The 13,807-nt window shown below is 73.0% G+C and carries 14 protein-coding genes; 6 read left to right on the forward strand and 8 right to left on the reverse strand.

The features are described 5' to 3' along the window. Positions 1-226: 226 nt before the first annotated feature. The 3 genes from Sm713_RS01945 to Sm713_RS01955 form a co-directional block, all read right to left on the reverse strand. Positions 227-1,852, reverse strand: a complete 1,626-nt coding sequence (locus Sm713_RS01945; RefSeq protein ID WP_212907974.1) for a DUF2637 domain-containing protein — start codon at positions 1,850-1,852, stop codon at positions 227-229. A gap of 233 nt (positions 1,853-2,085) precedes the next feature. Continuing rightward, positions 2,086-2,856: a DUF3558 domain-containing protein gene (locus Sm713_RS01950; RefSeq protein ID WP_212907975.1), complete on the reverse strand. Its 771-nt coding sequence runs from the start codon at positions 2,854-2,856 to the stop codon at positions 2,086-2,088. A 160-nt stretch (positions 2,857-3,016) separates the two neighbouring features. Continuing rightward, positions 3,017-3,916: a DUF3558 domain-containing protein gene (locus Sm713_RS01955; protein WP_308293141.1), complete on the reverse strand. Its 900-nt coding sequence runs from the start codon at positions 3,914-3,916 to the stop codon at positions 3,017-3,019. Between the two features lie 304 nt (positions 3,917-4,220). Between Sm713_RS01955 and Sm713_RS01960 the strand changes: the two genes are divergently transcribed. Next, entirely contained in the window at positions 4,221-5,414 is a 1,194-nt protein-coding gene (locus Sm713_RS01960) for an RtcB family protein (protein WP_212907977.1), read from the forward strand. A gap of 276 nt (positions 5,415-5,690) precedes the next feature. Here the strand turns inward: Sm713_RS01960 and Sm713_RS01965 are convergent, their stop codons facing one another. The 4 genes from Sm713_RS01965 to Sm713_RS01980 form a co-directional block, all read right to left on the reverse strand. After that, entirely contained in the window at positions 5,691-5,897 is a 207-nt protein-coding gene (locus Sm713_RS01965; RefSeq protein ID WP_212907978.1) for a hypothetical protein, read from the reverse strand. Further along, entirely contained in the window at positions 5,890-6,210 is a 321-nt protein-coding gene (locus Sm713_RS40040) for a hypothetical protein (RefSeq protein ID WP_249416034.1), read from the reverse strand. The genes Sm713_RS01965 and Sm713_RS40040 overlap by 8 nt, the downstream gene beginning before the upstream one ends. Next, the gene (locus tag Sm713_RS01975; protein WP_212907979.1) at positions 6,207-6,989 is read right to left on the reverse strand and encodes an SDR family NAD(P)-dependent oxidoreductase; all 783 of its coding nucleotides are present in this window, start codon (positions 6,987-6,989) and stop codon (positions 6,207-6,209) included. Before Sm713_RS01975 ends, Sm713_RS40040 begins: the two co-directional genes overlap by 4 nt. A gap of 102 nt (positions 6,990-7,091) precedes the next feature. Beyond that, a complete protein-coding gene (locus tag Sm713_RS01980; protein WP_212907980.1) occupies positions 7,092-7,427 on the reverse strand; it encodes a YnfA family protein in 336 nt (111 codons plus the stop codon). A gap of 293 nt (positions 7,428-7,720) precedes the next feature. Between Sm713_RS01980 and Sm713_RS01985 the strand changes: the two genes are divergently transcribed. Next, positions 7,721-8,404, forward strand: coding sequence for a TIGR03086 family metal-binding protein (locus Sm713_RS01985; RefSeq protein ID WP_249416035.1), 684 nt, complete (start codon positions 7,721-7,723; stop codon positions 8,402-8,404). Between the two features lie 803 nt (positions 8,405-9,207). Here Sm713_RS01985 and Sm713_RS01990 read toward each other — a convergent pair. Next, entirely contained in the window at positions 9,208-9,852 is a 645-nt protein-coding gene (locus Sm713_RS01990; RefSeq protein WP_212907981.1) for a hypothetical protein, read from the reverse strand. Between the two features lie 181 nt (positions 9,853-10,033). On the opposite strand from Sm713_RS01990, the gene hemL reads away from it, so the two are divergent. The 4 genes from hemL (at position 10,034) to Sm713_RS02010 (ending at position 13,806) form a co-directional block, all read left to right on the forward strand. After that, complete coding sequence (hemL, locus tag Sm713_RS01995; RefSeq protein WP_212907982.1) at positions 10,034-11,341, forward strand: glutamate-1-semialdehyde 2,1-aminomutase; 1,308 nt, start codon at positions 10,034-10,036, stop codon at positions 11,339-11,341. Further along, entirely contained in the window at positions 11,338-12,075 is a 738-nt protein-coding gene (locus tag Sm713_RS02000) for a histidine phosphatase family protein (protein WP_212907983.1), read from the forward strand. Before hemL ends, Sm713_RS02000 begins: the two co-directional genes overlap by 4 nt. A 260-nt stretch (positions 12,076-12,335) precedes the next feature. After that, a complete protein-coding gene (locus Sm713_RS02005) occupies positions 12,336-12,992 on the forward strand; it encodes a TlpA disulfide reductase family protein (RefSeq protein WP_212907984.1) in 657 nt (218 codons plus the stop codon). A gap of 76 nt (positions 12,993-13,068) precedes the next feature. Continuing rightward, positions 13,069-13,806 (forward strand): cytochrome c biogenesis CcdA family protein, encoded by a 738-nt coding sequence (locus tag Sm713_RS02010; RefSeq protein ID WP_212907985.1) that lies wholly within the window; start codon positions 13,069-13,071, stop codon positions 13,804-13,806. Position 13,807 lies beyond the last annotated feature (1 nt).

A 13,807-nucleotide genomic window follows, 5' to 3' on the forward strand; every position in this document is an offset into this window, starting at 1 on the left:
CGGGGCGACCCCGGGCCCCGAAACGGGTGCGGGGAACTGCGCGAGCAACCACCACCAGCCGGTGGTCCGAATGCGACAGAGACTGCCCCCTTGGGACGGTGACGACCTGACGGGTCCGTCGTGGCTGGTCGCGCAGTTCCCCGCGCCCCTAAGTGGCTGACCTTGGCCGCACAGGCGCCGCTGCCCCGACGGGGTGCCGTGGGCCGCGCAGGCCCCGGAGACCGGGCTACGCGATGTTCTCCTCGGCGTCCAGGTTCTGCTGGTACCGCTCACGGAACTCGCGGACGTACGGGCGGAGCGTCCGCTCCGTCAGGGGCCCGCCGGACTGGCCGACGATGCCGTACAGATCCTGGAGGTAGAGCCCGAACTGCCGGGCGTTCGGGAAGTCCATGTGCTCGCCCACGTACTTGCGGAACGCCTGGAAGTACGCCTCGTCACGGGAGAGCCCGTCCGGGAGGCCCACCGGCTGAGGCTCCTCGCCGCCCGACTCCGGCAACGGCAGCTCCTCGCCGGCCCCCGACCACGCCGTCTGCTCCATGCGCGGCGCAGGGATCGGGCTGCCGCCCAGCGGACGGGTGCGGCCGGGCCCGGCCGGAACCAGGAACTGGTTGCCGGTGGCCGGATCGATCCCCTCCATCGCGGCGGGGTCGACGGGCATGCCGTCAGGCCCCACCTGCCCCACCTGCTCCGCCGGGCCGGGCCCGCCGGGCTGCCCGGCCCCCGCCTCGGCGGCGTACCGCTGCTGCGCCTCGGCGTACTGCTGCTGTGCCTCCGCGTACTGCTGCGCGTCGGCGAACTGCTGCGGGTCCGGGTACGGCCCCGGTCCGGGCGCCTGCTGCCCCTGCCCGGCGTACTCCTGGGGCACGGGCCCCTGCGGGCCCTGCACGTACTGCTGGGGCCCCGGGACGCCCTGGGCCTGGGCGAGCGCCTGCTGCTGCGCGTACCACTGCTCGTACTGCTGGTCCGGGGCGTAGGAGGGGTCGTACCCGCCCTCGTACGGCCGGTTGGGGTGGGCGGCGAACCAGGGGCTCATCGCGTCGATGCCGGGCGGTGGGGCGACCTCGTGCCGCGGGGGCGCCTCGGTGGACCGGTCCGCGCCCTGGGCGGGTTGCGCGCCGGGCTCGAGCTCCGCGCTCCGGGGCGCCGGCGGCAGCAGCACCGGTTCGATGCCGGCGGCGGCCAGGCCGGCGGGCGCGGTGTCGGAGAGCGGCACGCCGTAGCGGGCGAGTCTGAGCGGCATCAGGGACTCGACGGGCGCCTTGCGGCGCCACGCGCGCCCGAAGCGGGAGTGCAGCCGCGCCTGGTAGACCAGCCGCTCCTGCTCCAGCTTGATCGTCGCCTCGTAGGAGCGCAGCTCCCACAGCTTCATCCGGCGCCACAGCAGGAACGTCGGTATCGGGGAAAGCAGCCAGCGGGTGAGCCGCACGCCCTCCATGTGCTTGTCGGCGGTGATGTCCGCGATCCGGCCCACCGCGTGCCGGGCCGCCTCCACGGAGACCACGAAGAGCACCGGGATGACGGCGTGCATCCCCACGCCCAGCGGGTCCGGCCAGGCCGCCGCGCCGTTGAACGCGATGGTGGCCGCCGTCAGCACCCACGCCGCCTGGCGCAGCAGCGGGAACGGGATCCGGATCCACGTCAGCAGCAGGTCGAGCGAGAGCAGCACGCAGATGCCCGCGTCGATGCCGATCGGGAAGACCAGGGAGAACTGGCCGAACCCCTTCCGCTCGGCGAGCGCCCGCACGGCCGAGTACGACCCGACGAAGCCGATTCCGGCGATGACCAGCGCACCGGAGATGACCAGCCCGACGAGTATCCGGTGTGTCCGTGTCAGCTTGAGTGGCGCGGCCACCGTTGCTCCCTCCCTGTCGCCCCCAACGGGCACCGGCGCCCCCGAGGGTGCCGCGCAACAGACTGGCACATGTGTGCGGCGCGCGCCGGGTCGGCATACCGCGAGCCATGCCGTCCCGGCGCCTGTATCTCCCGACAAGTGCCGTCATGTACGGGCGGGTTGCCGCCGCCTTCCGGAGGCGGAGCCGCCGGGTTCGATCGGTGCTCGACTGCCCGCCGCGGCGGGTTCCCCGGCTAGGAGGACGAGTCGGAGGAGCCCGAGGAGGAACTCCCCGACGCCGACGAGCCGTTCGCCGCCACGACCGCCGCGATGGCCTCCTTGGCCGCCGACTGGGTGTCCTGAAGCAGCCCGGAGGTGTCCGGGGCCTTCTCGCCCGCGAGCCCGGCGCCGTTGTAGTCGACGGTCACCACGACGTTCTGGATGCGGGTCACGACCGTCTGCTGCTTGAAGGAGCCCTCGTCCTTCTTCAGGCCGTAGTTCACGGCCGTCGCCGCGTCTCCGGTGCCGGACACCGGCTGGCTGCTCACGCCGGTGGCACCCTCGGTGGCCTTCGCGCCGGCCACCTGCTTGGCGTAGTACTGGCTCGCCTGCGTGGTGGCGCCGTCGCGCGACTGGTCGGACGTGAAGCGCACCAGGGAGACGTTCAGCCAGCGGAACTGCGAGCCCTTGACGCCGTTGTTGTCGAGGCTGCTCCAGGAGCAGGAGCTGCGCACCGACGTGTCCGCGGACTTGGCCATCGTGCCCGACGGGTCGGCCTCGGGCACCAGCTTCTCCAGCGTCTTGTCGGACAGCGTCTTGCAGGCCCCCGGCAGGGCGGAGTACGCCGGCTGCGCGCCGGCGGCGCCGTCGGAGCCGGAGTCCTTGGAGGCGGCCGACGAGGAGCCGTCGCCCGGCTCGGACCCGCCGTCGCCGGATCCCGACGTGCATCCGGACGCGACGAGGATCACGGGGACGGCGGCCGCGCAGGCGAGTATGCGGGTGAGTCGCTGTGCAGGTCGGTGCATGGTTCCTTCACTCGTGACGCTCGTACGTGGGTGGTGCAGGGCCCGGGCCCCCGGTGAAGATGCCGTGGAGGCGGGTCCGAGGGGTCACGGTACGCCGTGCCCGCCCGGCCGGCCGTGGCCCGTCCGGCGCGCGGGAGCCGGACGGGGCCGCGCGCGGCGGTCAGTCGCTGAGCCGGCCCGCCAGCTCGTGTGCCAGGTCCTGCGCGCTGTCCTGCATCTTCTTGCTGTCCGGCAGCAGGGTCGGGTTGCCCGCCTGCTCGTCGTACTGGACGGTCACGATCACGTTGGACGTGCGGAAGACCACAGTGACCGTGCGGTGCCGGGCGGCCGAGGACGGGCTGGAGCAGGTGTCGTCGAGGAACGCGGCGTCGCCGAGGCCGTTCAGCGCCCGGGACGGCGGCACGCCGGCGCCTGAGAGGCCCGAGGAGCCGGTCGCGCCGGGGCCCGCGGGGGCGCCGGAGCCGCCCGTGCCGCTCGCCGCGCAGGAGCCGCCGGGCACGCCGGAGTCGCCCGCGTCGAGGGAGTCCGGGTTCATGGCCGAACCGCCGGACCCGCCCGCCCCGGCCGACGCGCTGGGGGAGCTGGAGGAGCCCTTCTGGGGCTTGCCCGGGGGCGTGGAGGGCGTCAGCCCCGCGTCGGTCTCCTTCGTGCTGAAGACCTGCTGCGCACGGGTGTCGTCACTGACCGTGGTGTCGTACGACACGACGCGCTCGAAGTCGATGAGCAGGTGGTCCGTGGCGTACGGGGACTCGCCGCTCCAGCGGCAGCCGACCCGGCGGTCGGTGTCGTAGGTGAGCGCGGCGCTGCCCTCGTAGGCGCGCTCGCGCTGCTGCTCGTCGGAGATGGTCTTGATGCCCGGCAGCATCGTGTCCAGGCTGCCCTTCTCGACCTCGCCGCACGGCTCGGGGAGCGTGCGGTACTTGCCGGGGGGCGCGGGCGGTGCCGAGGTGCCGGCACCGGCGGGCTTGGCGTCGCCGGAGGCATCGCGGGAGCCGGAGTCCGCGGTGCAGCCGGCGAGCAGGGCCACGAGGGCCGCGAGAAGCGCTGTGCTGCCTGTCACCAACGCCTTCCGCTGCACGGTGCTGGCTCCTCTCGGCGGGGGTTCGACGGCGAAATGAGGTTGCCGCGGGCGGTGGCCCGCTGAACACAATGTCTACCGCACAGCCACCCGGACCCGCCGGTCGAGCGGGTCTTTCGTGGGAGGTTGTTCCGGTATTTACGGTCCGGATTCACAGTCCGGATCCGCGGTCCGGAATGCGGGACGGAGTTTTCCACACCACAGCTGCCCGGGGCGCGCCCGGTCCGCGCGCCCCGCCATGCATCGGTGCGCGGTGCGGGGGAACCACGGGGGAAAGGGAGCGAGGATGTCGTACGTAGAGGTACCGGGCGAGAAGGTGCCCATCCGGATGTGGACCGACCCGGCCACGGTCGAGGGAGCCGCTCTCCAGCAGCTCAGGAACGTCACCACGCTGCCGTGGGTCGAGGGTCTCGCCGTGATGCCCGACGTGCACTACGGCAAGGGCGCCACGGTCGGCTCGGTGATCGCGATGCGGGACGCCGTGTGCCCCGCCGCGGTCGGCGTGGACATCGGCTGCGGCATGTCGGCGGTGCGCACGTCCCTGACCGAGAACGACCTGCCGGGCGACCTGTCGCGGCTGCGCGCGAGGATCGAGCGGGCCATCCCGGTCGGCCGCGGCATGCACGACACCCCGGTCGACCCGCACCGCCTGCACGGCTTCCCGACCGCCGGCTGGGCGGACTTCTGGGAGCGCTTCGGCTCGCTGGCGCAGGCCGTACGGCCCCGTCGGGAGCGGGCCGCCAAGCAACTCGGCACGCTCGGGTCCGGCAACCACTTCGTCGAGGTCTGCACGGACACCGACGGCGCGGTCTGGCTGATGCTGCACTCCGGCTCGCGGAACATCGGCAAGGAGCTCGCCGAGCACCACATCGGGGTGGCCCGGGGGCTCGCGCACAACCAGGACCTGGTCGACCGCGACCTCGCCGTCTTCGTCGCGGGCACCCCGCAGATGGCGGCCTACCGGCGCGACCTCTTCTGGGCCCAGGAGTACGCACGCCGCAACCGCGCCCTGATGATGGCGCTGCTGAAGGACGCCGTCGCCAAGGAGTTCAAGAAGGTCCGGGTGACGTTCGAGCCGGAGATCAGCTGCCACCACAACTACGTCTCCGAGGAGCGCTACGACGACGTGGGCCTGCTGGTCACCCGCAAGGGCGCGATCCGCGCGGGCGCCGGCGACCACGGCATCATCCCCGGCTCGATGGGCACCGGCTCGTACATCGTGCGGGGCCTCGGCAACGAGAAGTCCTTCAACTCCGCGTCGCACGGCGCGGGCCGCAGGATGAGCCGCGGCGCGGCGAAGCGGCGGTTCACGGCGCGGGACCTGGAGGAGCAGACGCGGGGCGTCGAGTGCCGCAAGGACGCGGGGGTGGTGGACGAGATCCCCGGCGCGTACAAGCGGATCGAGGAGGTCCTCGACCAGCAGCGGGACCTGGTCGAGGTGGTGGCGCGGCTGAAGCAGGTGGTGTGTGTCAAGGGGTGACCCCCTTGGACCCCCCTGGTGGGGCTGCGCTCTGGAGGGCTCTCCCCTGGCCCACGCAGGGGCGCGGGGATGGGGGTACCTCCCACGCCTTCAAGGCAGTGGGGGAGCGACAAGCCCCCACCGGGGGGTGGCCGGGCACGAGACCGCAAGGGGCTCGGCGGGACCCGATCAGAGGGTGCGGCGCCTTCGCGACGGGCTTCGCCCCTGAGTGGGCCGGGGCGGAGCCCAACCGGGAGCGGCCACGCGATGTCGGCTTCCCGCGCCCCGAACGGGCGCTTACCCGTGGTGGCGGACGGCGTAGATCATGATCAGGGCGACCAGGTGGATGCCGAAGAGGAAGTAGGCGAGGTTCCACCACATCTGGCGCTCGGTGGTCCGGTCCTCGCTGTCCCGCTTGCCGGCGGGGGTCACGGCCGGACCGGGTGTGCCGGACGGCCCCGGCTCGGGGTCGCCGGGGGAGGGGGCCGGGGTGGCGTCAGGCATCGGTGCCGCGCTCCGTGGCGTGCAGATCACGCGCACGGGCGAGCACCGTCCCGAAGTCCCGCTGCGTGTCGTCGCACCAGTGCAGAAGATCCGCGAGCATCCGCTGCAACGTCGCGCTGGGCCCGGTCCGCCACCCGTCCTCGGAGAGCGTGTACGTCCGCAGGGCGGCGTCGGCGCGGCGTATCGCCTCCTCGTGCGCGTACGCGGCGTCCGCCGCGAGGTCGGCGGGGTCGGGGGTGCCGTCGCCGGGCTGCGCGGCCGGGGCGGGCGCGTCGGGGCCCTCGGCGTGGGGTGCGGCGTCGGACGGTTTCACAGTTCTCGGTGCACCTTCGTGTTGGAGGCCTGCGCGCGGGGGCGCAGCACCAGCAGATCGACGTTCACATGGCTGGGGCGGGTGACGGCCCACTCGATGGTCTCGGCGACGTCGTCGGCGGTGAGCGGCCGCGCCACGCCCTCGTACACCTTCGCCGCCTTCGCGGTGTCCCCGCGGAACCGCGTGGTGGCGAACTCGTCGGTCTTGACCATGCCCGGCGCCACCTCGATGACCCGGACCGGGGTGCCGACGATCTCCAGGCGCAGGGTCTCGGCGAGCACGTGCTGGCCGTGCTTGGCGGCCACGTAGCCCGCGCCGCCCTCGTAGGTGGCGTGGCCCGCGGTGGAGGACAGCACGACCACCGTGCCGTCGCCGCTCGCGGTCAGCGCGGGCAGCAGGGCCTGCGTGACGTGCAGGGTGCCGAGGACGTTGGACTCGTACATCCGGCGCCAGTCCTCGGGGTCACCGGTGGCGACGGGGTCGGCGCCCAGCGCTCCGCCGGCGTTGTTGACCAGCACCGCGCAGCTCCCGAGGCCGCGGGCGAAGTCGTCCACGGCGGCGCGGTCGGTGACGTCGAGCACCTGGGCGGTGGCGCGGTGCCCGGCGGCGGTCAGCTCGCCCGCGAGCGCCTCGATGCGGTCCTTGCGGCGCGCGGTGAGCACCACGTGGAACCCGGCGGCGGCGAGCCGCCGTGCGGTGGCGGCGCCGATGCCGCTGCTGGCGCCGGTGACGACGGCGGTACGGGCGTCGGAGGCTGGCGCGTCGTGCGCGGCGGTCATGCGAGGTGCTCCTTGGCGTCGTGCGGGCGCCGGCCGCCCGCCCGTGGCCAAGGATAATCAGGGCGAAGTCCACGGCACCGGGGGTGGTGCCCGGGTGCCCGGTCAGCGGCCCCGAGGCATGTACATGATGATCGCCATCCCGGCGAGGCAGATCGCGGCACCGGTGACGTCCCAGCGGTCGGGCCGGTACCCGTCGGCCACCGCGGCCCACGCGAGCGAGCCCGCCACGAACACCCCGCCGTAGGCCGCCAGGATCCGGCCGAAGTGGGCGTCGGGCTGGAGCGTGGCCACGAACCCGTAGGCCCCGAGCGCCAGCACCCCGGCCCCCACCCACAGCAGGCCCCGGTGCTCGCGTACGCCCTGCCAGACCAGCCACGCGCCGCCGATCTCGCAGAGGGCGGCGACGACGAAGAGGGCGATGGAGCGGGCGACGAGCATGTCCGCAGCTTGGCACGGCGGGGGGACCGGGCGTCCGAGCGGGGGCGCGAACCTGCGGAGGGGCGGGGGTGCGCCCCTGGGGCCGCCGGTTCACCGCCGTGCGTACGCCGTCGGGGCGGCGGTGCGGCGGCGGAAGTCCACCCGGGAGAAGAGGCCCGGGGCCGGGGCGTCCGGGTGCGGGCCCGCCGCGTCCCGGCGCGGTGCCCCGGCCTGGCGCTGCCATACCGGGATCGTATGCCGGCCTCGTCGCGTTTGTTCAAGCCTGCGGGCGGCGGCCGTCCTACGGTCGGGACATGAACGACATGCACCCTCACGCAGGCGATACGGCGCCCTCCGGCGCGGGCGGGAGCACGGCCGGCAGGACGGCCGGGAACGGGTCGGCGCCGCCGGTCGGCGAGCTGCTCGACCTGGCCGCGCGGCGCGCCGTCCCGGTGGTCCGGGCGATCCCGGGCGACCTGCTCACGGCGCCCACGCCGTGCAGCGACTACGACGTGCGGGCCCTGCTGAACCACCTCTTCCACGTGGTGGTCCAGTTCCGGGGCCTCGCAGAGAAGCAGAACGCCGACTTCGACCTCGTCCCGGACTACGTGGCCGAGGGCGACGACTGGCGCGAACGGTTCGCCGCGGCGACGGAGCGGCTGGTGGCGGCGTGGAGCGAGCCGGGTGCGGAGGAGGGCACCACCGGGACGATGGACATGCCGGCCAGGACGGTCGGCTGCATGGCGCTGCTCGACCTGACCGTGCACGTCTGGGATCTGGCGCGGGCCACCGGGCAGGAGTACCGGATCGGCGCGGCCGAGGTGCCGGTGCTGCGGGTGCTCGACGAGTCGGTGACTCAGATGGGGCCGGTCGCCCGGCGGATGGGGCTCTTCGCGGCGCCCGTGCGGTTGCCTGACGGCGGGGCCGGGGGTGACGGGTTCTCACGTCTCCTCGCCGAGACGGGGCGGGATCCTTTGTGGGCGCCGCGGGGCACCTGACGGGGCCACCTGACGGTGGGGGTGCCGCTGCCGGGGTGCGGTGGGCCGTGTGAGCAGCCGGCATGCGCCTGCGGCGGGCCATCGGACCGGGCGAGGTGCGGTTCCTTGCTCGTTCACCGGCCGGCGGGGCTTTTTGCGCAGTTCCCCGCGCCCCTGATCGGGTGGTGGTGCTTGCTGTCTCGTGTTCGGCGATCGGTCGGTGGTGGCTTTTTGCGCAGTTCCCCGCGCCCCTGATCGGGTGGTGGTGCTTGCTGTCTCGTGTTCGGCGATCGGTCGGTGGTGGCTTTTTGCGCAGTTCCCCGCGCCCCTGATCGGGTGGTGGTGCTTGCTGTCTCGTGTTCGGCGATCGGTCGGTGGTGGCTTTTTGCGCAGTTCCCCGCGCCCCTGATCAGGCGGTGGTGCTTGCTGTCTCGTGTCTGTCCATCGGCCGGTGGCGGCTGGTCGCGCAGTTCCCCGCGCCCCTTATCAGGGCCGTATCAGGGCCGTTTATCGGTCCGTGCGGCTTCCGGGTTCTCGTTATCGGGGCGAAGTCCCGCGTTTAAGGGGCGCGGGGAACTGCGCGACCAGCCCACGACTGGGGGGGCACCTCCCACGCCCTTCAGGCAGTGGGGGAAGCCAGGTCGCCACCGGCCCGAGGGGGCAGTCGCTGCCGTATCCGGGCCACCGGCCCGTGAGGCAGGAGCGGGTGACAGGCGCCGTCAGGCGCCATGCGCGCCGTTGGGCGCGATGGTCGATGAGCAGCCGTCAGGTCGACGGCACCGCACCGCGCCGACCGGATCAGCCGCGCGCCCTGGCGCAACGCCCTACGGCCAGACCAGGCAGTACGGGTGATGCCCGGCCTCATGCAGCCGGTGGCTGAAATCCTGCCATTCATGCAGAAGTTGGTAGACGTTGAACGCATCCCGCGGCCCGCCCCGATCCGGCACCGTGGACCAGATGAACGCCGCCGCCCCGACCGCTTCCTCGCCGATGCCGCGCAGCGGATCCACCACCGTCGTGGGGAGCTTGACCACCGCGTAGTCGGGGTGCAGAACGACCAGCTCCAGCGGCGGGACCTTGTGCAGGGGTATGCCCTGGATACCGGTGAGGACCATCGCGGCCATCGTCTCCGGCTTGATCTTCGTGAACATGCCACCCATGCCGAGCTCGTCGCCGCCGAGCTCCTCCGGGCGCATGGAAATGGGCACACGTGCGGCCGTCGCGCCGTCGGGGGCGCCGAAGTACTTGTAGGTCACCCCCACCCGGCCACTCCCGCTCCCTGCCCGCACCCACTCTGCCTCGCCGCGCGTCCGGTCGGCGGACGCCGCAGGGGCATTATCCGTCATCTCGCCCTCGGAGCGCTGGTGCTCCCGCCGGTGCCTGCCGCGGCCCTGGCCGTCGGCAGAGGGGAGCCGGCGCCGGGGACCCAGGTCATCGGTCCCTTCGCCCAGTCCGCCACCGCGCTGCATATCTCCACCCGACTGAAATCTTCTCAGGACGCGGGGCCGCCGCCGCGCCCACCGTGCCCGCGAACCCGCGAGGTACCCCCACCGATCATCGTGACATTGACCTCCCCACCACCCGCTCCGTGAAACGTGCGGCAGCGCACCTGTCCACGGGACAGGGGGAGGGCTCTGACACCATGGTCTTGTGACCTATCCGTACAGCGCCCCAGTTTCGCAGAACCTCTTCGACCGCGCGGCCCTCGTGACACCCGGCGGTGTGAACTCCCCCGTGCGTGCGTTCGGCGCCGTGGGAGGAACGCCCAGGTTCATGGTGTCCGGTACGGGACCGTACCTGACCGATGCCGATGGCCGCGAGTATGTGGACCTCGTGTGCTCGTGGGGACCCATGATCCTCGGCCACTCCCACCCCGAGGTGCTGGACGCCGTGCTGGAGGCCGCCCGGCGCGGTACGTCCTTCGGCACGCCCAGCGAGGGAGAGGTGACGCTCGCCGAGGAGATCGTGGCCCGGGTGGAGCCCGTCGAGCAGGTGCGCCTGGTCTCGTCCGGCACCGAGGCGACGATGTCGGCGATCCGGCTGGCGCGCGGGTTCACCGGCCGCAGCAAGGTGATCAAGTTCGCCGGGTGCTACCACGGGCACGTCGACGCGCTGCTCGCCGCGGCCGGCTCCGGGGTCGCGACCTTCGCCCTGCCGGACACCCCGGGCGTCACCGGCGCCCAGGCCGCCGAGACCCTCGTGCTGCCGTACAACGATCTGGACTCGGTCCGTGCCGCCTTCGCGGCGCACCCCGGCGAGATCGCCTGCGTGATCACCGAGGCCTCGCCCGGCAACATGGGCTGCGTGCCGCCGCGGGACGGGTTCAACGCCGGTCTGAAGCAGCTCTGCGCCGAGCACGGTGCGCTGTACGTCTCCGACGAGGTCATGACCGGCTTCCGTACCTCGAAGGCCGGCTGGTACGGCCTGGACGGCGTGCGGCCGGACCTGATGACGTTCGGCAAGGTGATGGGCGGCGGCTTCCCGACCGCCGCGTTCGGCGGACGCGCCGACGTGATGGCCCGCCTCGCGCCCGCCGGGCCCGTCTACCAGGCGGGCACCCTCTCCGGTAACCCGGTGGCCACCGCCGCGGGCCTCGCCCAGCTCAGGCTGCTGGACGACGCCGCCTACGCCACCCTCGACCGGGTCTCCGGCGAGCTGCGCGGCCTGGTGGGCGAGGCGCTCTCCAAGGAGGGCGTCGCGCACCGCGTGCAGAACGCCGGAAACATGTTCTCCGTGTTCTTCACCGCGGACGAGGTCCTGGACTACGACGACGCCAAGGCGCAGGAGTCCTTCCGCTACGCGGCCTTCTTCCACACGATGCTCTCCCAGGGCGTCTACCTTCCGCCGTCCGCGTTCGAGTGCTGGTTCGTCTCGACCGCCCACGACGAGCGGGCCGTCGAGCGGATCGCGACGGCACTGCCCGCCGCCGCCCGCGCCGCCGCGGAGGCGACGGCATGAGCGAGCCAACGGCAGGCACGGACACCACGGTGCACATCGTCGACGACGAGGCGGACGGCGCCGGGGAGCGCACCGTCGTCCACGTGCTGCGGCACGGCGAGGTGCACAACCCCGACGGGCTGCTCTACGGGCGCCTGGCCGGCTACCACCTCTCCGAGCTGGGCCGGCAGATGGCCGACCGCGTCGCCACCCACCTCGCGCCCCGCGACGTCACCCATGTCGTGGCCTCGCCGCTGGAGCGCGCGCAGGAGACGGCGGCGCCGATCGCGAAGGCGCACGGCCTGGACGTCGCCACCGACGAGCGGCTGATCGAGGCGGACAACATCTTCCAGGGCAAGACCTTCGGCGTCGGCGACGGCGCGCTGCGCAGGCCGGCGAACTGGAAGCACCTGGTCAACCCGTTCAAGCCGTCCTGGGGCGAGCCGTACGCCGAGCAGGCCGCGCGGATGTTCGAGGCGCTGGAGACCGCACGGGACGCGGCGCGCGGGCACGAGGCGGTGTGCGTCAGCCACCAGCTGCCGATCTGGGTGCTGCGGAGCTTCGTCGAGCGGCGCAGGCTCTGGCACGATCCGCGCAAGCGGCAGTGCACGCTGGCGTCGCTGACGACGTTCACGTTCCACGGCGACCGCCTCGTGACGGTCGGCTATACGGAGCCGGCGATCGACCTGGTTCCTTCGCACCTGCGAGCGGGGGCGCGACCGGTGAAGGGCAAGGACAAGGCGTACGGCGCGTAGCGCCCCTGAAAGGGGCGCGGGGAACGGCGCGACCAGCCACGACTGGGGGCACCTGCCACGCCCTTCAGGCAGTGGGGGACGTCAGGTCGTCACCGTCCCGAGCGGGCCGGTTCTGTCGTTTCCGGACCACCGGCCGGTGGATGGCTGGTCGCGCAGTTCCCCGCGCCCCTTGAGGGAACCGGGGTGCAGCCCTGAAAGGGCGCTTTCCGTAGGAAGGGGGGTGCGGAAGATCCCCTAAAGGGGCATGCGAAACTTTTCACATGAGTGCCGCCCGTAGCCTCCTGCACCCCCTCGCATCGGGACCCCGCGGCCGCCGCGGGCACCGGACCCCACGCGGCAACCGTGGGACCCGCATCGCCCTGCTCACCGCCGCCGCGGCCACCGTGCTCGCCGGATGCGGCTCCGGCGGGGTCAGCGGCGGCTCCGGGCAGACCGGGTTCGTCACCTCCGCCGGCGGGGTCGCCACCGTCAAGGCCGCCAGCCGCCAGGCCGGGCCGAAGCTCTCCGGGGAGACAGTCGACGGCAAGCAGCTGGACGTCTCCTCGTTCAAGGGCAAGATCGTCGTCCTCAACGTCTGGGGCTCCTGGTGCCCGCCCTGCCGCGCCGAGGCGCCCAACTTCGCCAAGGTCGCCAAGGAGACCGAGTCCAAGGGCGTGCAGTTCGTCGGGATCAACACCCGGGACCACAGCAAGGGCCCGGCCCAGGCGTTCGAGCAGGACCACGACATCCCCTACCCGAGCCTGTACGACCCCACGGGCAAGCTGATACTGCGCTTCCCCAAGGGCACGCTCAACCCGCAGTACATCCCCTCCACCGTCGTCCTCGACCGGCAGGGCAGGGTCGCCGCCCGCTCGCTGAAGGCGATGACCGTGGACGACCTGCACAAGATGCTCGACCCCTTGATCGCGGAGCACTGATCCCCGTGCGCACGCAGACCTCCGGCCCCCACCGGGCGCCCCGCCCCCGCCCCCGCGCCGCGAACGGAGCGGGCGCGTGAACCAGACCGTCTACAGCGGGGCCCTGCTGCTCGCCGTTCCCATCGCGGTGCTCGGCGGGCTGGTGTCGTTCTTCTCGCCCTGCGTGCTCCCTCTGGTGCCCGGCTACCTCTCGTACGTCACCGGCGTCAGCGGCACCGACCTGGTGCAGGCGCGGCGGGGGCGGATGGCGGCGGGCGCGGGGCTCTTCGTGCTGGGCTTCACGGCCGTCTTCGTCTCGGGCGGTGCCCTCTTCGGGTACTTCGGCACCACGCTGCGGGGCTACCAGGGCGTCTCGTCCAAGGTGCTCGGGGTGCTGATGATCCTCATGGGCGCCTTCTTCATGGGCCTGATGCCCTGGCTCACCCAGCGCGAGTTCCGCTTCCACACCCGGCCGATGACGGGGCTCGCGGGCGCCCCCGTGCTCGGCGCGCTCTTCGCCGTCGGCTGGACGCCCTGCCTCGGCCCGACCCTCACCTCCGTCAACCTGCTGGCCCTGGATCAGGCGAGCGCGGGGCGCGGGGCCATACTGACGATCGCGTACTGCCTCGGCCTCGGCGTGCCCTTCGTCGTCGCGGCGGTCGCCTTCCGCAAGGCGCTGGGCGCCTTCGGCTGGGTCAAGCGCCACTATGCGTGGGTGATGCGCATCGGCGGCGGAATGATGATCGCGACCGGCCTGCTGCTGCTGACCGGCGCGTGGGACGGCATCGTGCAGGAGATGCAGGTCTGGTCCGACGGCTTCACGGTGGGGATCTGAA

Source organism: Streptomyces sp. TS71-3 (assembly GCF_018327685.1).
GTDB lineage: Bacteria > Actinomycetota > Actinomycetes > Streptomycetales > Streptomycetaceae > Streptomyces.